At 68.2% G+C, this 17,558-nt stretch carries 20 protein-coding genes; 11 read left to right on the top strand and 9 right to left on the bottom strand.

Annotated elements, in window-relative coordinates; translation table 11 throughout:
- The first annotated feature begins 93 nt into the window (after nt 1–93).
- The 4 genes from ACFQ2S_RS19085 (at nt 94) to ACFQ2S_RS19070 (ending at nt 2,845) form a co-directional block, all read left to right on the top strand.
- Entirely contained in the window at nt 94–1,404 is a 1,311-nt protein-coding gene (locus ACFQ2S_RS19085; protein WP_386076934.1) for an esterase-like activity of phytase family protein, read from the top strand.
- 86 nt (nt 1,405–1,490) lie between these two features.
- The gene (gene pgsA / locus ACFQ2S_RS19080; protein WP_089230576.1) at nt 1,491–2,150 is read left to right on the top strand and encodes a CDP-diacylglycerol--glycerol-3-phosphate 3-phosphatidyltransferase; all 660 of its coding nucleotides are present in this window, start codon (nt 1,491–1,493) and stop codon (nt 2,148–2,150) included.
- A gap of 5 nt (nt 2,151–2,155) precedes the next feature.
- Nucleotides 2,156–2,404 carry a molybdopterin converting factor subunit 1 gene (gene moaD, locus ACFQ2S_RS19075; RefSeq protein ID WP_089231542.1) on the top strand — a complete coding sequence of 83 codons (249 nt, stop codon included), beginning with the start codon at nt 2,156–2,158 and terminating at the stop codon, nt 2,402–2,404.
- Nucleotides 2,405–2,845: a molybdenum cofactor biosynthesis protein MoaE gene (locus ACFQ2S_RS19070; RefSeq protein ID WP_386076932.1), complete on the top strand. Its 441-nt coding sequence runs from the start codon at nt 2,405–2,407 to the stop codon at nt 2,843–2,845.
- 28 nt (nt 2,846–2,873) lie between these two features.
- Here ACFQ2S_RS19070 and ACFQ2S_RS19065 read toward each other — a convergent pair whose 3' ends face one another.
- From ACFQ2S_RS19065 to ubiA, 3 genes are all read right to left on the bottom strand, one after another.
- The gene (locus tag ACFQ2S_RS19065; RefSeq protein WP_386076930.1) at nt 2,874–3,203 is read right to left on the bottom strand and encodes a hypothetical protein; all 330 of its coding nucleotides are present in this window, start codon (nt 3,201–3,203) and stop codon (nt 2,874–2,876) included.
- On the bottom strand, nt 3,200–5,266 hold the full coding sequence (locus tag ACFQ2S_RS19060; protein ID WP_386076929.1) for an OmpA family protein: 2,067 nt from the start codon (nt 5,264–5,266) through the stop codon (nt 3,200–3,202). Before ACFQ2S_RS19060 ends, ACFQ2S_RS19065 begins: the two co-directional genes overlap by 4 nt.
- Before the next feature lie 127 nt (nt 5,267–5,393).
- On the bottom strand, nt 5,394–6,386 hold the full coding sequence (ubiA, locus tag ACFQ2S_RS19055) for a 4-hydroxybenzoate octaprenyltransferase (protein ID WP_386076927.1): 993 nt from the start codon (nt 6,384–6,386) through the stop codon (nt 5,394–5,396).
- A 31-nt stretch (nt 6,387–6,417) separates the two neighbouring features.
- On the opposite strand from ubiA, the gene ACFQ2S_RS19050 reads away from it, so the two are divergent.
- The 4 genes from ACFQ2S_RS19050 to ACFQ2S_RS19035 all read left to right on the top strand — a co-directional run bounded on the left by ACFQ2S_RS19050 (nt 6,418) and on the right by ACFQ2S_RS19035 (nt 10,029).
- Nucleotides 6,418–7,131 carry a 16S rRNA (uracil(1498)-N(3))-methyltransferase gene (locus ACFQ2S_RS19050; protein ID WP_386076925.1) on the top strand — a complete coding sequence of 238 codons (714 nt, stop codon included), beginning with the start codon at nt 6,418–6,420 and terminating at the stop codon, nt 7,129–7,131.
- The gene (locus ACFQ2S_RS19045) at nt 7,131–7,994 is read left to right on the top strand and encodes a GNAT family N-acetyltransferase (RefSeq protein ID WP_386076923.1); all 864 of its coding nucleotides are present in this window, start codon (nt 7,131–7,133) and stop codon (nt 7,992–7,994) included. Before ACFQ2S_RS19050 ends, ACFQ2S_RS19045 begins: the two co-directional genes overlap by 1 nt.
- A complete protein-coding gene (locus tag ACFQ2S_RS19040; protein WP_386076921.1) occupies nt 7,991–8,518 on the top strand; it encodes a hypothetical protein in 528 nt (175 codons plus the stop codon). The genes ACFQ2S_RS19045 and ACFQ2S_RS19040 overlap by 4 nt, the downstream gene beginning before the upstream one ends.
- Before the next feature lie 140 nt (nt 8,519–8,658).
- Entirely contained in the window at nt 8,659–10,029 is a 1,371-nt protein-coding gene (locus ACFQ2S_RS19035; protein WP_386076919.1) for a glutamate--cysteine ligase, read from the top strand.
- Nucleotides 10,030–10,065: 36 nt separating this feature from the next.
- Here ACFQ2S_RS19035 and ACFQ2S_RS19030 read toward each other — a convergent pair whose 3' ends face one another.
- The 6 genes from ACFQ2S_RS19030 to ACFQ2S_RS19005 form a co-directional block, all read right to left on the bottom strand.
- The gene (locus ACFQ2S_RS19030; RefSeq protein ID WP_386076918.1) at nt 10,066–10,431 is read right to left on the bottom strand and encodes a DUF805 domain-containing protein; all 366 of its coding nucleotides are present in this window, start codon (nt 10,429–10,431) and stop codon (nt 10,066–10,068) included.
- Nucleotides 10,432–10,486: 55 nt separating this feature from the next.
- On the bottom strand, nt 10,487–11,089 hold the full coding sequence (plsY, locus tag ACFQ2S_RS19025) for a glycerol-3-phosphate 1-O-acyltransferase PlsY (RefSeq protein ID WP_386076917.1): 603 nt from the start codon (nt 11,087–11,089) through the stop codon (nt 10,487–10,489).
- Nucleotides 11,090–11,279: 190 nt separating this feature from the next.
- Nucleotides 11,280–12,557 (bottom strand): dihydroorotase, encoded by a 1,278-nt coding sequence (pyrC, locus tag ACFQ2S_RS19020; protein WP_386076915.1) that lies wholly within the window; start codon nt 12,555–12,557, stop codon nt 11,280–11,282.
- The gene (locus ACFQ2S_RS19015; protein WP_386076914.1) at nt 12,554–13,108 is read right to left on the bottom strand and encodes an aspartate carbamoyltransferase catalytic subunit; all 555 of its coding nucleotides are present in this window, start codon (nt 13,106–13,108) and stop codon (nt 12,554–12,556) included. Before ACFQ2S_RS19015 ends, pyrC begins: the two co-directional genes overlap by 4 nt.
- A complete protein-coding gene (locus ACFQ2S_RS19010) occupies nt 13,105–13,527 on the bottom strand; it encodes a hypothetical protein (RefSeq protein WP_386076912.1) in 423 nt (140 codons plus the stop codon). Before ACFQ2S_RS19010 ends, ACFQ2S_RS19015 begins: the two co-directional genes overlap by 4 nt.
- Nucleotides 13,520–14,464, bottom strand: coding sequence for an aspartate carbamoyltransferase catalytic subunit (locus ACFQ2S_RS19005; protein ID WP_386076910.1), 945 nt, complete (start codon nt 14,462–14,464; stop codon nt 13,520–13,522). The genes ACFQ2S_RS19010 and ACFQ2S_RS19005 overlap by 8 nt, the downstream gene beginning before the upstream one ends.
- 119 nt (nt 14,465–14,583) lie before the next feature.
- Between ACFQ2S_RS19005 and ACFQ2S_RS19000 the strand changes: the two genes are divergently transcribed.
- The 3 genes from ACFQ2S_RS19000 to ACFQ2S_RS18990 all read left to right on the top strand — a co-directional run bounded on the left by ACFQ2S_RS19000 (nt 14,584) and on the right by ACFQ2S_RS18990 (nt 17,558).
- Nucleotides 14,584–15,405: a uracil-DNA glycosylase gene (locus ACFQ2S_RS19000; RefSeq protein ID WP_386076908.1), complete on the top strand. Its 822-nt coding sequence runs from the start codon at nt 14,584–14,586 to the stop codon at nt 15,403–15,405.
- A gap of 11 nt (nt 15,406–15,416) precedes the next feature.
- Complete coding sequence (gene moaB / locus ACFQ2S_RS18995; protein ID WP_386076906.1) at nt 15,417–15,959, top strand: molybdenum cofactor biosynthesis protein B; 543 nt, start codon at nt 15,417–15,419, stop codon at nt 15,957–15,959.
- A gap of 126 nt (nt 15,960–16,085) precedes the next feature.
- Nucleotides 16,086–17,558, top strand: a complete 1,473-nt coding sequence (locus tag ACFQ2S_RS18990) for an efflux RND transporter periplasmic adaptor subunit (RefSeq protein ID WP_386076904.1) — start codon at nt 16,086–16,088, stop codon at nt 17,556–17,558.

Genomic DNA, 17,558 nt, shown 5'->3' with positions numbered 1-17,558 from the left:
CGCGGGAAGTTCACATGTGTTTCGTGATGCTTACACCTGCCTGTCACCGTTCCGCAGGAGGAACGGGGCGGTTCTAGCTCACGGAGATTTGCCATGACCCGCCTGGCTTCCCTTGCCACCTTCCTCCTCGTTTCCGCATCGGCCGCGACGCTCGCCGCCGCCGAGCCGCAGGTCTTCACCTCGACCCTGCGCGCCCATGCGGAGCTGCCCGGCCCGTCCTTCCTCGTCGCGCCCGCCGATGCGCCCGAGATGTTCGACATGTCCGGCCGCTTCACCGACGGCGAACGCGTCGAAACGCTCTACGGTATCTTCGACGAGAAGACCGGCCTCTCGCGTCCCTTCCCCGGCCAGCCGCTGCAGGGCTTCTCGGGCATCCGCTCGCTGGGTGACGACCGCTTTCTCGTGCTTACCGACAATGGCTTTGGCTCCAAGGCGAACTCCGCCGACGTGCTGCTGATGTTCAACGTGATGAAGGTCGACTGGGAGACCGGACGCGTGATGGTCGAGAAGACCACCTGGCTCTCCGATCCCGACCGGACCGTGCCCTTTCCGATCCTCAACGAGGCGACCGAGAGCCGCTTCCTGACCGGTGCTGATTTCGACATCGAGTCGATCCAGCCGGTGGGAGACCATTTCTGGATCGGCGACGAGTTCGGCCCCTGGCTCTTCGAGGTCGACGCCGAGGGCCGCATCCTTCAGGTGCTGCCCACCGCCCCGGGCGGCGTGCTCCACCGTTCGCCCGACAACGCCTTTGTCGCCACCCCGAATGCAGGCGTTGCGGCGGCCGAGGAGATGGTCGCCATGCGCTCTGGCGGCTACGAGGGCATGGCCCTGTCCGAGGACGGCAAGACGCTCTACCCGCTGCTCGAGAAACCCGTCTGGGACGCCGAGGCCGGCGCGCCCGAGACCGTCTCCGACAAGCCCGTGCTGCGGGTGTTCGAGTTCGACACCGAAGCCGGCGCCTGGGGCGACACCATCCGCTACTACCCGCTCGAGGCCGCCAATCACGCCATCGGCGACTTCAACATCATCGGCGGCACCCGCGCGCTGATCATCGAGCGCGATGGCGGGCAGGGCGGCGACTGGTCGGAGAAACCGGCCATGTTCAAGCGGATCTACCTCGTGGATCTCGACCGTGCCGACGAGAACGGCGTGCTGGAGAAGATCGCCTATATCGACCTGATGGATATCGCGGATCCCGACGGCGTCGCGCCGCGCGGCACCGTGGACGGGGTGTTCACCTTCCCGTTCGTGACCATCGAGGACGTGGACCGCGTCGACGAGACGACCATCGTGGTCGCCAACGACAACAACTTCCCCTTCTCGGTCGGCCGTGAAGAGGGGCGCGCCGACGACAACGAGTTCATCCTGCTCGACGTCGCCGACTTCCTCAACGCGGAGTGATCCCGCGGCGCCGCTTGCCGGTTCCCGGCCGGCAAGCGGTTGCATCGGCTCTTTCCAGTCTCCGTCCGGAGCGGTAGACCGGTGCCATGACGTGGACCTTTCCGAATATCCTCACAGTCGCCCGGTTGGTGGCCGCACCCTTTGTGCTGCTGATCTTCGTGCTGCTGCCGCGTCCGCTGTCGGACTGGGTGGCGCTGTTGCTCTTCGTCGGCGCGTCGGTGACGGATTGGTTCGACGGCTACCTCGCCCGCGCCTGGAAGCTGCAGACCAAGCTCGGCGCAATGCTCGACCCCATAGCCGACAAGGCGATGGTGGTCATCGCCCTCGCTGCGCTGGTCGGCCTGATGGGGTTCTCCCCGCTGGTCGTGGTCCCGGTGGCGCTGATCCTGCTGCGCGAGGTCTTCGTTTCCGGATTGCGGGAGTTTCTCGGTGACACCGCCGGCACGCTCAAGGTGACCAAGCTCGCCAAGTGGAAGACCACGGTGCAGATGCTGGCAATCTCGGTGCTCCTGGCCTTTGGCGGGCTGGTGAGCGGGATCGAGGCGAACACGGCCGGCATGGATTCGCAGGTCGCCACGGCGATCCTCGACGGCGAGGCCGCGGATCACTTCGGCCTGCGCTGGAAGGCCGCCGCCGCCTCCGTCTGCTTCGTAACGGGGATTGTGCTGCTCTGGGCCGCGGCGGCGCTGACGGCCATCACCGGCTGGGACTACTTCAACAAGGCCCGGCCCTATCTGAAGGACTGATGCGCGTGATCGACGTTCTCTATTTTGCCTGGGTTCGCGAGCGGGTCGGCCTGCCGAAGGAGCGGGTCGAGACGGAGGCCGAGACGGTCGCACAGCTAGTCGAGGAACTGCGCGGCCGCGAGGAGCGGTATGCGCTGGCCTTTTCCGATCTCTCCGCGCTCCGCGTCGCCGTCGACCAGGAGCTGACCGATTTCGACGCCCCGCTTGCCGGCGCCCGCGAGGTTGCGTTCTTCCCGCCGATGACGGGGGGCTGAATGGAGATCCGGGTCCAGAGCGAAACCTTTCTGCCGGGCGAGGAGCTTGACGCGTTCACCGCGCGCGTCGATGGGGCAGGGGCCGTCGTGAGCTTCACAGGGATCGTGCGCGACGACAGCGGCGCGCTGGCGGAGATGGTGATCGAGCATTACCCCGGCATGACCGAGCGGGCGTTGGAGAAGATCGCCACCGAGGCCTGCGAGCGCTGGAGCCTCGCCGATGTGCTGGTGATTCACCGTTTCGGCCCGCTGGCGCCGAACGAGCAGATCATGATGGTCGCCACGGCTTCCCGCCACCGGAAGGACGCCTTCGATGCGGCCGAGTTCCTGATGGATTACCTCAAGTCCCGCGCGCCGTTCTGGAAGAAGGAGCGCAGCCGCGACGGCGACAGCTGGGTCGCGGCGAGGGACAGCGACGAGGACGCTCTGACGCGCTGGTAGCCTGCGCCCTATGCGCCCCCTGTGCGGCTTATGCCTCGCCGCCGAGCCGGTCCACCTCGGAGCGCAGTTCCTCGGCCTCGCGACGCGCATCGCGCAGCCCTTCCATCGCCGCCTGCAGCTCCGCCTCGGTCTGGGTCAGCTGGTTCGACAGCTCCGCCTCGCGCTGCTGCAGGTAGGTGATCGCCTGGTCGCGGGTCTCTTCCGCGTCGTGCAGCTCCTGCGCCATGCGGTCCAACTCGCCCATCTCGGACTGGGTCACCCGGGTCACCCGGTGGATCAGCCAGGAGGCGAACCAGCCGAGCAGGAAGGCGACGAACAGGACCGCGGCGGTGGCGATGATGAATTCGGAACGGTTCACTGGGTATCCTCCGTGCCGCCGTCGCCGCTGTCGTCGGCCGGCTGGTCGTCTGCTTCTTCGTTGCTCGCGGGAGCGGCGCCCGAGGTGGCGTCGAGCTCCTCGGCCTCGCCTTCGGGCTCGGGCGCGTCCGCCTCGCCGTCGGCGCTTGCCGTGTCGTCCGTCTCGGCGCCCTCTTCAGGCTGCTCCGCGTCTTCGCCGGCCTCGTCGGAGCCTTCCTCCGCCTCGGCGCTGTCCTCGTCCTCGGTCACCAGCCGGAACTCGATCCGGCGGTTGGCCTCGCGGCCTTCTTCGGTGTCGTTGTCGGCGATCGGTTCGCTTTCGCCATAGCCACGGGCGGTGATGCCGGAGGTCAGCACCCGCCGGGCGATCAGCGCCTGCAGCACCGAGTCGGCCCGTGCCTGGGACAGGTCGAGGTTCATCTCCTCGCGGCCCTGGCTGTCGGTATGGCCGGCGATCTCGATCTCCATCTCCACGTCGCGGCAGGATTTCAGGATGTCCGCGATCTGGGAGATCAGGCGGATCGCGGAGCCAGCCACCTCGGTCGAGCCGGGCTCGAAGGAGATCTTCTCCTGCGCCTGTACGGCGATCACGCGGGCAATGCATTCCTCGGGCGTCGGCAGTTCAACCACCGGATCGAGAGATTCGTCATAGGTGACGTCGATCGTGTATTTCTGCGAGTTGCCGAGCTTCTCTTCCAGCGTCCGGGCGACGGCGGCCTGGCTGTCGGCGTTGCCGGAGGTGCCGCGCACATCGACGAAATCGGCGGTGACGGTGACCGAACCGTGTTCCAGCTCGGTGAGTGCCTCGAGCCCTGCCAGCACGCGCACCGGCCATTCCTCCGGCAGCCCGTCATCGATTCGGGTGGCGGTGTAGACGGTGCCGACGCCGAACCGCGCCTTGGCGTAGCTCTCCACGGTGTTGCGCACGAGGGGGTTGTTGAGCCGGCCGCGCAGCTGCACCTGGCCCTCGGGGCTGCGGGTGGCCGAGAATTCCGGCGGAGCGGCCTCTGCCTCGTCATCCTCCGGCGTGGCGGGCTCCGGCAGGACGGAATGCAGCGAAAAGACGTCCGGAAGGTTGGATTCCAGCTCGCCGACGATCCGGTCGAATACCGCCTGTGGCGTCTCTTCCGGTGCGATCAGCGTGACATCGGCGTCGGCATAGGTGATCGAGCCGCCGCCCAGTTCGGAGACAGCCTTGATGCCGAGGATCGTCGCGTTGGTCCAGTCCGGGCTCGGCACGCCGAGCGCCAGCGTGCAGTCCAGGCCCTCGGTCAGTCCGGCCTCGGCGGCCGCCTGCAGAATGCGACCCTGGTTGCGCTCGGTGTCGACCGAGCAGGCATCGAACCGCGGCTGGCCGTCGTCGATCAGAAAACGCAGGGTGAACGGGGTCACCACCGGCCGGGGCGCCGTGATGTTGACGCGGACATCGACGCTGGAGGGAACCCGCCGGTTGATGAGGGTCTCGAAGGATTGCTTCTGTGCCTCGGAATCGGCGATCGCGTCGATCGTGACCCTGCCGGACGAGATCGAGACCTTCGAGCGCGGCAGCCGCGACAGCGCGGTCAGCCCGTATTGCACCGACGCGTCCCAGCCGCGCGGCTCGGGGTAGCTGGCGACCTCCAGAAGGTCCGTGACCTGGGCGCCGCTGGCCATCTCGGTGATGGTCTTGACCGTCGCCTCGCGGTCGAAGCTGTCGGGGACGAGGCCGATCAGGGTCACGCCCTCGTCGTTGCGCATGATCTCGATGGAGAACTTCGGGGGGGCCAGCGGCTCGGTTGGGGTCACGGTGGTGCCGTCCACGATCCGGGTCGCCTCGACCATGGTGCCGGCGATGTGCAGCGCGTTGAAGCGCTGCGCCTCGGTCGGGGCGATGCCGCCGATGTGAACCTGCAGGCCGTCGGTGTTGACATCGGCCCATTCGTGGCCGGCCTCGATCAGCGCGATGCGGACCGCATCCCCGGACCGGGTCTCGATCGTGTTCGCCGCGAGGGTGGCGACGACCCAGCATCCGATGGCTGCAAGGAAGAGCGAGACGGCGGAGATGATCTTCGGACCCAGGCGCATGCGTTCACTTCTTCCTCATTCCCTGTCCGGTTGTCTTAGTGGGCCAAGGCATTGGGATCAATCGCCGCGACCCCCGCCAGACAGGCGGGGAGCCGCCGATTCACGACCGCGTGAGATCGTCCGGGCGTCAGACGAGGAGCGACAGCAGGAACGCCGCGACCAGGATCATCCCGGTCTGCGTGAGCGCCCGGAAGGTCGAGAGGCACGACGCGGGGTCGGAGATGTCGAGCCGGGCGGTCTGCCAGGTCATGTGCAGACCCATCCCCCAGGCCCCGACCAGCGCGATGGCGAGCGCCAGCGGATTGCCCACCGGGGCGAAGGCCAGGATCACGCCGACGGTCATCATCAGCACCGTGCTCATCATGAACAGCCGCAGCCAGCCGGGCGTCTCGTCGCCGAACAGCCGCGCGGTGGATTTCACGCCGATCAGCGTGTCGTCCTCGATGTCCTGGTGGGCGTAGATCGTGTCGTAGTAGAGCGTCCAGAAGACACCGCCGAAGAACAGGAACAGCGGCGCGAGGCTGATCTCGCCGGTATGGGCCGCCCAGGCGACCAGCACACCCCAGTTCAGGTTCAGGCCGAGAATCAGCTGCGGCCACCAGGTGAAGCGCTTGCCGAACGGGTAGAGCGCCACGAGGCCGAGCGAGGCGATGCCGATCCAGATCGCGGTGGCGTTGAAGGTGAGCAGGATCAGGAAGGCCAGCAGAAGCTGGATGCCCATCCAGATCATCGCGTTCTTCACGGTCACCTGGCCGGAGGGCAGGGGGCGCGACTTTGTGCGTTCCACCCGCGCGTCGATCTCGCGGTCGGTGATGTCGTTCCAGGTGCAGCCCGCGCCGCGCATCAGCACCGCGCCGAGCACGACCGCGATGGCGATCCACCAGTCGACGGCCCGCCAGCCCGTGGCCGCGGCGGCGGCCAGCAGCCCCCACCAGCTCGGGATGATCAGCGTCCAGAACCCCACCGGACGGTCGGCCCGCGACAGGCGCAGGTAGGGGCGCAGCACCGGTGGCGAAACGCCGTCGACCCAGTTGCCGGCGACGGCATCCGAGACCGCGCCCGGAACCGGGGCTGGGGAGGTTTCGGGGGTGCTCTCTGGCGTCTTTGGCAAGTCGGTCATATGGTCCGCCCGGAAATTGGGAACAGGGTCGATGGCTAAGGTCCGTCTGTATGTAGAACAAAGCCTCCGTCAGGGGGAAGGCGTTTCACTGACGCGGGAGCAGGCGCATTACCTGTTTGGCGTGATGCGGCTCGGCGTGGGGGACGAGGTCCTGCTCTTCGACGGCCGTTCGGGCGAATTCCGGGCCGAGGTGGGCGAGGCCGGCAAGCGCGGCGGAACGCTGCTCTGCGCCGAACAGACGAGGCCGCTTCAGACGCCGCCGGACCTGTGGCTGATGTTCGCGCCGATCAAGAAGGCGCGCACCGACTTCATCGTGGAGAAGGCCGCCGAGATGGGCGCGGCGCGGATCTGCCCGGTGCAGACCGAGTTCACCAATTCCGAGCGAATCCGCCGCGACCGCCTGCAGGCGCACGCCGTCGAGGCGGCCGAGCAATGCGGCGGAACCTTCGTGCCGGAGGTCGCCGAGCTTGCCCGGCTCGACCGGGTGCTGGCGGACTGGCCGGAGGAGCGCCGGCTGATGTTCTGCGACGAGACGCTGGTAGGTGCCGGCGAGGCGCTGGCCGGCGCGCCCGGCCCCTGGGCGATCCTGATCGGGCCGGAGGGCGGCTTTTCGGAAGCCGAGCGGGTGCGGCTACGTGCCATGCCGCAGGCGGTTGCCGTGAGCCTCGGGCCGCGTATCCTGAGAGCGGATACTGCCGCTGTCGCGGCGATGACGCTGTGGCAGAGCCACCTGGGAGACTGGTGATGGAATTCCGTCCCGCGACCCTCTCTGACACCGCTTCGATCGACACTTTCCTGCGTGCGCGATCCGACACCTCGATGTTCCTGCGGTCCAACCTGCGCGCCTTTGGCCCCTGCGGCGGCAAGGCGCCGCACGCCACGCGGATGTGGCTTCAGTCGGAGGCCGGTGGAGCGCTCTGCGGCGTGTTGGGGATCAGCACGGCGGGTTTCGTCCTCGTGCAGCTCCCCGGCGGCGCCGAGCCCCTCGAGTTGCGGCGCGTCCTCTGCGGCGCGGAGATCAAGGGCATCCTCGGGGCCAGCGACCAGGCCCGCGCGGTGCAGCAGGCGCTGGCGCTCGGCGCCGCGCGGGCCAAGCTCGACGACGACGAGCCGCTCTATTCGCTCGATCTCGATCACCTCTGGGTGCCGCCCGGCGAGACCAGGCTCCGCCGCGCGCTGCCGTCCGACCGCGATCTGCTGATCAACTGGCGCGAGGAATACCTCGTCGAGACGATCCATTTCTCGCCAGAGGAGGCGATCGAGACCGCGCCCGGCGATATCGACGGCATGATGGAGCGCGGCGCATTGATGCTGTTGCAGGACACCAGCGGCACGCCCTGCGCGATGACCTCGTTCAATGCGATCCTGCCCGACATGGTGCAGATCGGGAACGTCTTCACACCGGACGAGAAGCGCGGGCAGGGCCATGCCCGACGAGCAGTGGCGCTGCATCTCGAACGGGCCCGCGCGGCGGGTGTGGAGCGGGCCATGCTCTTTGCCTCCGGTCCGGCGGCCTCGCGGGCCTACGAGGCGATCGGCTTCGACCGCATCGGCCGCTTCACGCTGCTCATTTTCGAGCAGTCGCAGACGATCTGCGCCGCGGCATGAGCTTCATCCGTCCCGAACTTGCGCGCGCCGCCGCCCGCTGGCGCGAGGTGCTGGCTGCACTGGCTGGCACGCTCGCAGGAATCTGGCTGGCCCGGCTCGGCGGCCCGGCGATGTTCGTGCTTGGCGGGATCGTCACCCTGGCCTCGTTGGCGCTCGCGGTGCTGGCATGGCGGCGGGCGCGGTTCCGGCTCGAGGTCGACGCGCCGGGCGTGGTCAAGGTCGACGAGGGCCGGATCTTCTACATGGGGCCGGTGACCGGCGGGGCGGTCGACCTGTCGGAACTGGTCGAGCTTTCGATACTGGATGTCGCGGGCGGCCGCCGCTGCTGGATGCTGCGCCAGGCCGACGGCCACGCGCTTCTGGTGCCGCTGGCCGCGGCCGGGGCCGAGACGCTTTACGATCAATTTGCCGTGCTGCCCGGTATCGAGAATGCCGCCCTGATGTCGGCACTGGAGGGCGAGGCGACACAGGCCCGGCGCATCTGGACGCGCTCCGGCCCGGCGCAGGAACTCCTGACGGACTGACGCCCGCCCATCCGGGCGGGTTTCGCTGCGCTGGCGCGCGTCGACCGGCGCGGCGCCTCGCTTCGCTCGGCGCCCCTTGACTTGTCCGTCCACGCGGCGCACCTAAACCGGACTGCGCGTTAGTCCGGAGACCCTACCCGATGTCCATCCCCCAGTCCGGCGGCGGCCCGATCGAACGTTACGAACAACTCGTCGAATACCTCGAAAGCGGCTGCAAGCCCAAGGACCAATGGCGGATCGGCACCGAGCATGAGAAGTTCGGTTATTGTCGGGACACCCTTCTTCCGCTGCCCTACGACGGTCCGCGTTCTATCAAGGCGATGCTGGACGGGCTGCGCGACCGCTACGGCTGGGAGCCGATCCTCGAGCAGGGCAATATCATTGGTCTGGAACTGAACGGGGCCAACATCAGCCTCGAACCCGGTGGGCAGCTGGAGCTCTCCGGCGCGCCTCTGAAGTCGATCCACGAGACCTGCGACGAGGTGAACGAGCACCTGCGCGAGGTGAAGACGGTGGCCGACGAGATCGGCGCCGGCTTCATCGGCCTCGGTGCGGCGCCCACCTGGACCCACGCGCAGATGCCCCAGATGCCCAAGGGGCGCTATCGGCTGATGACCGATTACATGGACAGCGTCGGCGAGCTGGGCAAGCAGATGATGTACCGCACCTGCACCGTGCAGGTGAACCTCGACTTCGCCTCCGAGGCCGACATGGTCGAGAAGCTTCGGGTCGCGCTCGCGCTGCAGCCGGTCGCCACCGCGCTCTTCGCCAACTCGCCGTTCCTCGAGGGCAAGCCCAACGGCCACAAATCCTGGCGCTCGCGCATCTGGCGCAACCTCGATGACGCGCGAACCGGGATGCTGCCCTTCGTCTTCGAGGAGGGGTTCGGCTTCGAGCAATGGGTCGATTACGCGCTCGATGTGCCGATGTATTTCGTCTACCGAGATGGGAAGTACGTCAACGCGCTCGGCCAGTCTTTCCGGGATTTCCTGAAGGGCGAGCTTCCCGCGCTGCCCGGCGAGACGCCCACGCTGTCGGACTGGGCCGATCATCTGACGACGCTATTCCCCGAGGCGCGGATCAAGAAATACATGGAAATGCGCGGCGCCGATGGCGGCCCCTGGCGGCGGCTCTGCGCGCTGCCCGCGTTCTGGGTCGGCCTGCTCTACGACCAGGGCGCGATGGACGCCGCCTGGGATCTGGTGAAGGGCTTCGATACCGAGACCCGCGAGGGTCTGCGCGTGGCCGCCTCTATCCATGGCTTGCAGGGCGAAAGCAACGGCGTGCGCCTGCAGGACCTCGCCCGCGAGTCGGTGGCGATCGCCATGTCCGGCCTGAAGGCCCGCGCGATCCCGGGCGCGGGTGGGCTGGTGCCCGACGAAACCCATTTCCTAAACGCCCTGCAGGAAAGCGTCGAAACCGGCCGCGTGCCGGCCGACGAGTTGCTGGAGCATTTCCACGGCGATTGGGATGGCGATCTGAACCGGGTCTTCGCCGAGTATTCCTACTGAACGTGCGGGGCGCCGGTCTTGGGCCGGCGCTCCCAACTACACGACGACGCGCGGCTCCGGGCCATACTGGTTTGGCCCCCGCGTGCCGGGCTGGATGAACCAGTAGATCAGCAACAGCGTCCCCAGGATCGGGATCAGGGCGATCAGCAGCCACCATCCCGATTTGTCGAGGTCATGCAGCCGTCGCACGCCCACCGCGATCGACGGCACCAGCAGGGCCAGCCCCCAGAGCGCGCCCAAGACGCCCATGTCGGGGCCAAAGACCATGCGGTCGAGCGACTGGGTCACGACCGATCCGATCAGATTGAACAGGGCGAACCACCAGTACTCCGGGCGCCGCGCCCGCCCGCTGAAAACTGCGTACTTGTTGAGACATGTGCGAACCGCGTCCTGGAATTTCATCGGGACTCTCCGGGTGACTGCAACGCCCTAAGGCTAGCCACAGGCCGCCGTCCTGTCAGCCCCCGATGCGCGATTCCTCTCCACGCCGCAGCCGGCGGATGTTCTCGGCATGCCGCACATAGACCAGCGACCCCAGAAGCAGGGCCAGCACGACCATTTGCGCCTGCCCGAACACCAGCATCCAGACCACCGAAAGCGCCGCCGCCACCAGGGCCGAGAGCGAGGAATAGCGGGTCACGACGGCCACCAGGAGCCAGGTCGCACAACAGGCGAGCCCGACGCGCCAGTCGAGCGCCAGCAGCACCCCGAGGAAGGTCGCGACGCCCTTGCCGCCGCGAAACCCCAGCCAGACCGGGTAAAGATGGCCGAGAAACGCGAAGAGCCCCGCCACCTGTGCCGCGTCCTCGCCCACAAGCGCCCGCGCGATCAGGACGGCAACACCGCCCTTGGCGGCGTCGAACACCAAGGTGAGTAAGGCTGCGAGCTTGTTGCCCGTCCTGAGCACGTTGGTCGCGCCGATATTGCCCGAGCCGATCGCCCGCAGGTCTCCCAGCCCGAACAGCCGCGCCATCACGATCCCGAACGGGACCGAGCCGAGCAGATAGGCAAGCAGCGCGGTGGCGATCAGCGCGAGGCCGCCGGATTCGAACGGTGGCATGGCAACTCCTGTCTTCTTCTGTCTTCAAATATCCCCACCGGAGGCATCCAAGTCCATGCGCGCGGCGCCCGCCGCCTCAGCCGCATTGGCATTGCGCCAGACCGGCCACAGGCTGCCGCCCGAAGGGCGGCCCGGCCCAACCCCGAGCCGGCGCGCAAGCGCCGGACGAGGGCGCGGGAGCGCCCCGGCGTCATTCCTCTCCGCCGAAGACCTCCACGCCGCCGACCCAGGTTCCCAGAACCTTGCCTTCCATGCGGTGCCCGTCGAAAGGCGTGTTCTTGGATTTCGAGCGCAGCCGGAACCGGTCCAGTACGAAAGGGGCGTCGGGATCGAAAAGCACCAGATCAGCCGGCGCTCCCGCCGCCAGCCGCCCGCAGGGCAGGCCCAGCCGCTTCGCCGGGTTGAGCGAGATCGCCCGGAAGATCTGCGGCAGGCTCAAAAGATCGGCATGATAGAGCCGCATCGCCGCCGGCAGGAAGGTCTCCAGGCCGACCGCGCCGGAGGCCGCCTCCTCGAAGGGCAGCCGCTTGCTTTCCTCGTCCTGCGGTGTGTGGAAGGAGGAGATCGTGTCGATCACCCCCGAGGCCACCGCCTCCACCACCGCCAGCCGGTCGGTCTCCGACCGCAGCGGCGGCTTGATCTTGAAGAAGGTCCGGTAGTCACCCACGTCGAGCTGGTTCAGCGTCAGGTGGTGGATCGAGGTGCCGGCGGTGATGTCGAACCCGTTGGCCTTGGCCCGCTCCAATGCGGGCAGGGCGCGCCGTGTGGTGATCTGGTCGGCGTGGTAGCGCACGCCCGTCATCTCGACCAGCGCAATGTCCCGGTCGAGCCCCATCCGCTCTGCCATCGGCGAGACCGCCGGCAGCCCGCGGAGCGAGGCGAACTTGCCCGAGGTCACCGCCGCACCCTTCGACAGCCCCGGCTCCTGCGGGTGGGCGATCACCAGCGCGCCGAGCGACCGAGCATAGGTGAAGGCGCGGGAGAGCACCTTGGTATCCGTCGTCACCGCGTCGCCATCGGAAAAGGCCACCGCCCCGGCATCGAGCAGGAAGCCGATCTCCACCATCTCGCGCCCGGCGCGTTCCTTGGTCAGGGCGGCCATCGGCGCGATGCGCACGAGGCTGTCCTGCGCGGCACGGCGGGTGACGAATTCGAGCGTCTCCGGCGTGTCGATCGAGGGCAGCGTGTCGGCGCGGGTGACCATGGTGGTGACCCCACCCGCCGCCGCGGCGCGCCCGGCCGAGCGGAAACTCTCCTTGTGGCGCTCGCCGGGCTCGCAGACCTTCACGCCAAGATCGACGATCCCCGGCGCAAGGTACTTGCCGCCGCAATCCACCGCCCCCGGCGCGTCCGTCCGGCCGGCGGTGATCGTTTCGATCTTCCCGTCGCGGATCGTCAGCGTGCCGAGGGTTTCGGTGCCGGCCTCCGGGTCGATCAGCCGTGCGTTGGTCAGTACCAGTTCAGTCATGAGGCTCCCCTCTGGACCTGGCGCATGAGGCTCAACACCTCGCGCCCGTCCTCTATCATTTCGAACCCGATGCGCCGGCCCCCGGCGAAGCGACGGCCGCTGTCGGCGAACAGCACGCTCGCCGGCGGGCCTTCGACCAGATCGATCACGGTCCGCGGCGTGATCGGCCAGTCCTGCAGGGCACGTTTTCCGAAGAGTTCGGTCGCGATCAGCGCCCTCCGGCTGGTCAGCGTGTACCAGCTGCGCCGCCGGGCATAGGCCTGCCACAGACGTTCGCCGCCGGCGAGCCAGGCGCCCTGGAACACGAAGAACGCCCCCGCGAGCGGCGCGACGAGGCGCATTGGCAAGGGTGCGCCCGCGCCCAGGCTCAGCGCCTTCGACGTCCAGATCAGCGCAACGCAGAGAAAGGCGATGCCGAAGATCGTGCGCCGCGGATCAAGACCGGCAAAGGTAACCTCCCCAGAAGGCCGCCCCTGCCAGAGGATCCGCTCGCCCGGGTGCAGGATGCCCTCCCAGCCGGTGGGCACGGGGTCGCCAGCGGCTTCCGTCATGCCGTTTCCGCGCCCGCGGCTGCGGCGATCCGTGCCCGTGCTTCGTCGGGGTCGGGCAGGTGCTTCATCAGATGCTTGTCGCCGCCCCTCGTCACCACCTGCACCGCGGTTCCGAGCCGCCGAACCTTGACGATGTCTGCGAGGGAAATGGACTTGCCGAAGCTGCTGGTGAGCCGCGCCGGCGTGAGGTCCCACCGCACCGCCAGCTCCTCGGAGGCGAGGTAGAAACCGCGGACCAGCAGCGCCAGCACGACGCCCACGGGTCCGACCCACGGGTCGGAATTGCCCATCGCCATGAGCGCGGCGACCGAGGCCACGGACAGGAGCGCTGCCACCGTGACATGCCCTCGGATGTAGGTCGCTCTGTCGGCGTGCCAGCTGGCAAGGATGGCCTCCGCTGTTGTCTCTGACTCAGCCATTGGCGCGCGCCTCCCGGAGGTTGAGCGCCAGCAGATCCATCGCGGCCATGCGCACCGCCACGCCCATCTCGACCTGCTCCTGGATCACCGAGCGGTTGATGTCGTCCGCGATCGTGCCGTCGATCTCCACCCCGCGGTTCATCGGGCCGGGATGCATGACGATGGCATCGTCCTTAGCATGCGCCAGCTTGGCGGCGTCCAGCCCGAATCGGTGGAAGTATTCGCGCTCCGACGGGATGAAGCCGCCGTCCATCCGCTCCTTCTGCAGCCGCAGCATCATCACCACGTCGCAATCCGTCAGGCCCTCGGCCATGTCGCCATAGACTTCGACGCCCCAGTCTTCGGCGCCCGCGGGGATCAGCGTCGGCGGGCCGACCAGCCGCACGCGGTTCTCCATCTTGCCGAGCAGCAGGATGTTGGAGCGCGCCACCCGGCTGTGGGCGATGTCGCCGCAGATGGCGATGGTGAGCCGGTGCAGCCTTCCCTTGGCCCGCCGGATCGTCAGCGCGTCGAGCAGCGCCTGCGTGGGGTGCTCGTGGCGCCCGTCGCCGGCATTCAGGACGGCGCAGTTCACCTTCTGCGCCAGCAGGTCCACGGCACCGGAATGCGGATGGCGCACCACCAGCAGGTCGGGGTGCATCGCATTCAGCGTGAGCGCCGTGTCGATCAGCGTCTCGCCCTTCTTGATCGAGCTGGCCTGCATCGACATGTTCATCACGTCGGCCCCGAGCCGCTTGCCGGCCAGCTCGAAGCTCGCCTGGGTGCGGGTGGAGTTCTCGAAGAACATGTTGATCTGCGTGAGCCCGGCGAGCGCGTCCGAGTGCTTCACCGCGGCGCGGTTGAGGCCCACGTAATCGTTCGCGAGGTCCAGAAGCGTCGTGATCTCGACCGGGTGCAGCGGCTCGATCCCCAAAAGATGTCTGGCGCGAAAAGTCATGGGGCCCTCCGGGTGGTCTGGCGCGTTTATAGCAGAGGTGCGGGGGTGGGCAACGGCGCGGGCTGCTGCTGATGTCGCGGCGGCTTTCCGACTCTGCGGGGATCGGCTAGCAAGGTTGCATGGCCCAGGACATGTCCTATCACGCGATGCTTGCCGCCCTCGATTTCCAGGTCGAGTTGGGCGCGGATTACTGCATCTCGGAAGAACCGCTCGATCGCTATGCGCAGGCCGAGGCCGAGGCGGAGCGGCGCCGCGAGGCCGCTGCCGCAGCGGCACCCGCGTCCAGCATCTCCATGCCCAAGGCCGCGCCGCTGCCGGTGCAGGTGGTCCAGGTCGACCCGATCGGCGATGCCCGCAGGGCGGCCGATGCCGCAGGCACCCTTGAAGAACTGCAGGAGGCGATTGCCGCCTACGATCATTGCGAGCTCAAGAAGGGCGCGCGCAGCCTCGTCTTTTCGGACGGACGCCCGGAGGCGCGGGTGATGATCATCGGCGAGGCGCCGGGCCGCGACGAGGACATGCAGGGTAAGCCCTTCGTCGGCCGTGCGGGGCAGTTGCTCGACCGGATGTTCGGGGCAATCGGCCTGTCGCGCACAGCGCCGGAACCGGACGGCGCCTTCTACATCACCAACATCCTGCCCTGGCGGCCGCCGCAGAACCGCGATCCCAAGCCGGAGGAGATCGCGATGATGAAACCCTTTGTGGAGCGCCATGTCGCGCTGGCCAAACCCGACCTGCTGGTGCTGATGGGCAATATCTCCTGCCAGACCATGCTGGGCCGGCGCGGCATCACCCGGCTGCGCGGCACCTGGGCCGAAACGCTCGGCCTGCCGGCGCTGCCGATGTTCCACCCCGCCTACCTGCTGCGCAACCCTTCCGCCAAGCGGGAGGCCTGGACCGACATGCTGGAATTGTCCGCCCGCCTGCGCAGCCTCGGATGAAAGGACCCTGAATGAGCCGTATCGACGAGACCAAGGATTTCATCCCGGTCCGAATCGCCGTGCTGACCGTCTCCGACAGCCGCGGCCTCGAGGAGGACCGTTCCGGTGCGGTGCTGGTGGGCCGGATCGAGGCGGCCGGGCACGTCGTGGCGGACCGCAAGATCCTGCGCGACGAACGCGCCGAGATCGCCGCGCAGCTCAACGCCTGGTGCGACGATCCCGGGATCGACGTCGTGATCTCGACCGGCGGCACCGGGCTGACCGGCCGCGACGTGACGGTCGAGGCGCATCGGGACGTCTATGAAAAGGAGATCGAGGCATTCGGGACCGTTTTCACCATCGTCTCGATGCAGAAGATCGGAACCTCGGCGGTGCAGTCCCGCGCCACCGGCGGCGTCGCCCGCGGCACCTACCTTTTCGCGCTGCCCGGCAGCCCCGGGGCCTGCAAGGACGCCTGGGACGAGATCCTCGCGGCGCAGCTCGACTATCGCCACATGCCCTGCAACTTCGTCGAGATCCTGCCCCGGCTGGACGAGCATCGGCGCAGGAAGTAGCGGAAATGTGAAATACGACGGTGACGGAAAAGCGCCCGTCGCCCGTAACACCCATGTGGCTTTGCCGTTTCCGACTTTCGGCTTAGGCTCTTGAGGGCCGCGGCATATTTCGAGAAGGGCACCCTGATGCAGTTTCTTCGCAGGTCCCTTATGGGGATCTTTCTGCTGTCCCTGACGTTCGGCCTGCTCGCCTACGGCGGGCGGATGTTCTACGAGGCCGTCCAAGAACGCATCAATCGCGAGGTGAACCGCACCCCCGCGAGCGAGCGGGTGCTCGCAGTCAATTCGGTCGAGATCATGCCAACGGACGTGGTTCCGGTGATGGTGGCCTTCGGCGAGATCCAGAGCCGCCGCACGCTGGAGATCCGCGCCGGCGCCGCGGGTCGGATTGTCGAGATGGCCGAAAGCATGGAAGCGGGCGGGCTGGTCCAGGCTGGCGAACTGCTCGCAAGGATCGACCCGACCGAGGCCGAGGCGGCACTGGCCGTTGCCCGAACCGGGTTGGCCGAGGCAGAGGCGGAGCTCCGCGACGCCGAGCGCAACCTGCAGCTCGTGCGCGACGAACTGGTCGCCGCGCAGGCCCAGGCCGATCTGCGCACCCAGGCACTAAAGCGCCAGCAGGACCTTGCCACGCGCGGCGTCGGCACCGAGGCGGCCATCGAGACCGCGGCGCTGGCCGAGGCGAGCGCGAACCAGGCGGTGGTGAGCCGCCGGATGGCCGAGGCGGCGGCGGAGAACCGTCTCGACAACGCGGGCAACAATCTCGCGCGGGCCCGCATCTCGCTCGACGAGGCGCAGCGCGACCTCGCCGACACCGAGGTGCGCGCCGCCTTTACCGGCACGCTGGCCGATGTGACTGTGGTCGAGGGCGGGCTGGTGACGCAGAACGAGCGGCTCGCCACGCTGATCGACCCGGAGGCGCTCGAGGTCGCCTTTCGCCTGTCTACGACGCAATACGCCCGGCTGCTCGACGAGTCCGGCCGACTGATCGACGCGCCGGTGCGCGTCACGCTCGACGTGCTCGGGCTGGATCTGGAGGCGGCGGGCCGCATCTCGCGGGTCGATGCCTCGGTGGGGGAGGGCCAGACCGGCCGCCAGCTCTTTGCCGGGCTGGACCGTTTCGCCGGCTTCCGTCCCGGGGATTTTGTCTCGGTCCACGTCGAGGAGCCGGAGCTGACCGGTGTGGCGCTGCTCCCCGCGACAGCCGTTGACGCGGCGAACACCGTTCTCGCGATCACTGACGCTTCGCGCCTGGAAGTGCTGCCGGTATCCGTGCTGCGCCGGCAGGGCGACGACGTGATTATCGACGCCGCGGGGATCGCGGGCCGTCGGGTCGTGGCCGAAAGGACCCCGCTGCTTGGCCCGGGCATCCGCGTGCGCGATCTGACCGCCGAGCGCACCGAGGCGGTCGCGGACAGCCCGGAGCTGGAGGACGAGACGATCTCGCTCTCCCCGGAACGGCGCGCGGCCCTGATCGCCGCGGTGGAGGCCAACGGCCGGATGCCCGCCGAGGCCAAGGAGCGGATCCTGTCGCAACTGCGCGAAGAACGCGTGCCGATGCAGATGGTTGAACGCATCGAAAGCCGGATGGGAGGCTGA

It is taken from the genome of Tropicimonas aquimaris, assembly GCF_042676185.1.
Classification (GTDB): Bacteria; Pseudomonadota; Alphaproteobacteria; order Rhodobacterales; family Rhodobacteraceae; genus Tropicimonas; species Tropicimonas aquimaris.
This window is presented reverse-complemented; position numbering and strand designations above follow the sequence as displayed.

Excerpts from the sequence above, each read along its gene's own strand:
- ACFQ2S_RS19085 (WP_386076934.1), top strand. The coding sequence starts at position 94 with ATGACCCGCCTGGCTTCCCTTGCCACCTTCCTCCTCGTTTCCGCATCG.
- pgsA (WP_089230576.1), top strand. The coding sequence starts at position 1,491 with ATGACGTGGACCTTTCCGAATATCCTCACAGTCGCCCGGTTGGTGGCC.
- ACFQ2S_RS19070 (WP_386076932.1), top strand. The coding sequence starts at position 2,405 with ATGGAGATCCGGGTCCAGAGCGAAACCTTTCTGCCGGGCGAGGAGCTT.
- ACFQ2S_RS19060 (WP_386076929.1), bottom strand. The coding sequence starts at position 5,266 with ATGCGCCTGGGTCCGAAGATCATCTCCGCCGTCTCGCTCTTCCTTGCA.
- ubiA (WP_386076927.1), bottom strand. The coding sequence starts at position 6,386 with ATGACCGACTTGCCAAAGACGCCAGAGAGCACCCCCGAAACCTCCCCA.
- ACFQ2S_RS19050 (WP_386076925.1), top strand. The coding sequence starts at position 6,418 with ATGGCTAAGGTCCGTCTGTATGTAGAACAAAGCCTCCGTCAGGGGGAA.
- ACFQ2S_RS19045 (WP_386076923.1), top strand. The coding sequence starts at position 7,131 with ATGGAATTCCGTCCCGCGACCCTCTCTGACACCGCTTCGATCGACACT.
- ACFQ2S_RS19040 (WP_386076921.1), top strand. The coding sequence starts at position 7,991 with ATGAGCTTCATCCGTCCCGAACTTGCGCGCGCCGCCGCCCGCTGGCGC.
- ACFQ2S_RS19035 (WP_386076919.1), top strand. The coding sequence starts at position 8,659 with ATGTCCATCCCCCAGTCCGGCGGCGGCCCGATCGAACGTTACGAACAA.
- ACFQ2S_RS19030 (WP_386076918.1), bottom strand. The coding sequence starts at position 10,431 with ATGAAATTCCAGGACGCGGTTCGCACATGTCTCAACAAGTACGCAGTT.
- plsY (WP_386076917.1), bottom strand. The coding sequence starts at position 11,089 with ATGCCACCGTTCGAATCCGGCGGCCTCGCGCTGATCGCCACCGCGCTG.
- pyrC (WP_386076915.1), bottom strand. The coding sequence starts at position 12,557 with ATGACTGAACTGGTACTGACCAACGCACGGCTGATCGACCCGGAGGCC.
- ACFQ2S_RS19015 (WP_386076914.1), bottom strand. The coding sequence starts at position 13,108 with ATGACGGAAGCCGCTGGCGACCCCGTGCCCACCGGCTGGGAGGGCATC.
- ACFQ2S_RS19010 (WP_386076912.1), bottom strand. The coding sequence starts at position 13,527 with ATGGCTGAGTCAGAGACAACAGCGGAGGCCATCCTTGCCAGCTGGCAC.
- ACFQ2S_RS19005 (WP_386076910.1), bottom strand. The coding sequence starts at position 14,464 with ATGACTTTTCGCGCCAGACATCTTTTGGGGATCGAGCCGCTGCACCCG.
- ACFQ2S_RS19000 (WP_386076908.1), top strand. The coding sequence starts at position 14,584 with ATGGCCCAGGACATGTCCTATCACGCGATGCTTGCCGCCCTCGATTTC.
- moaB (WP_386076906.1), top strand. The coding sequence starts at position 15,417 with ATGAGCCGTATCGACGAGACCAAGGATTTCATCCCGGTCCGAATCGCC.
- ACFQ2S_RS18990 (WP_386076904.1), top strand. The coding sequence starts at position 16,086 with ATGCAGTTTCTTCGCAGGTCCCTTATGGGGATCTTTCTGCTGTCCCTG.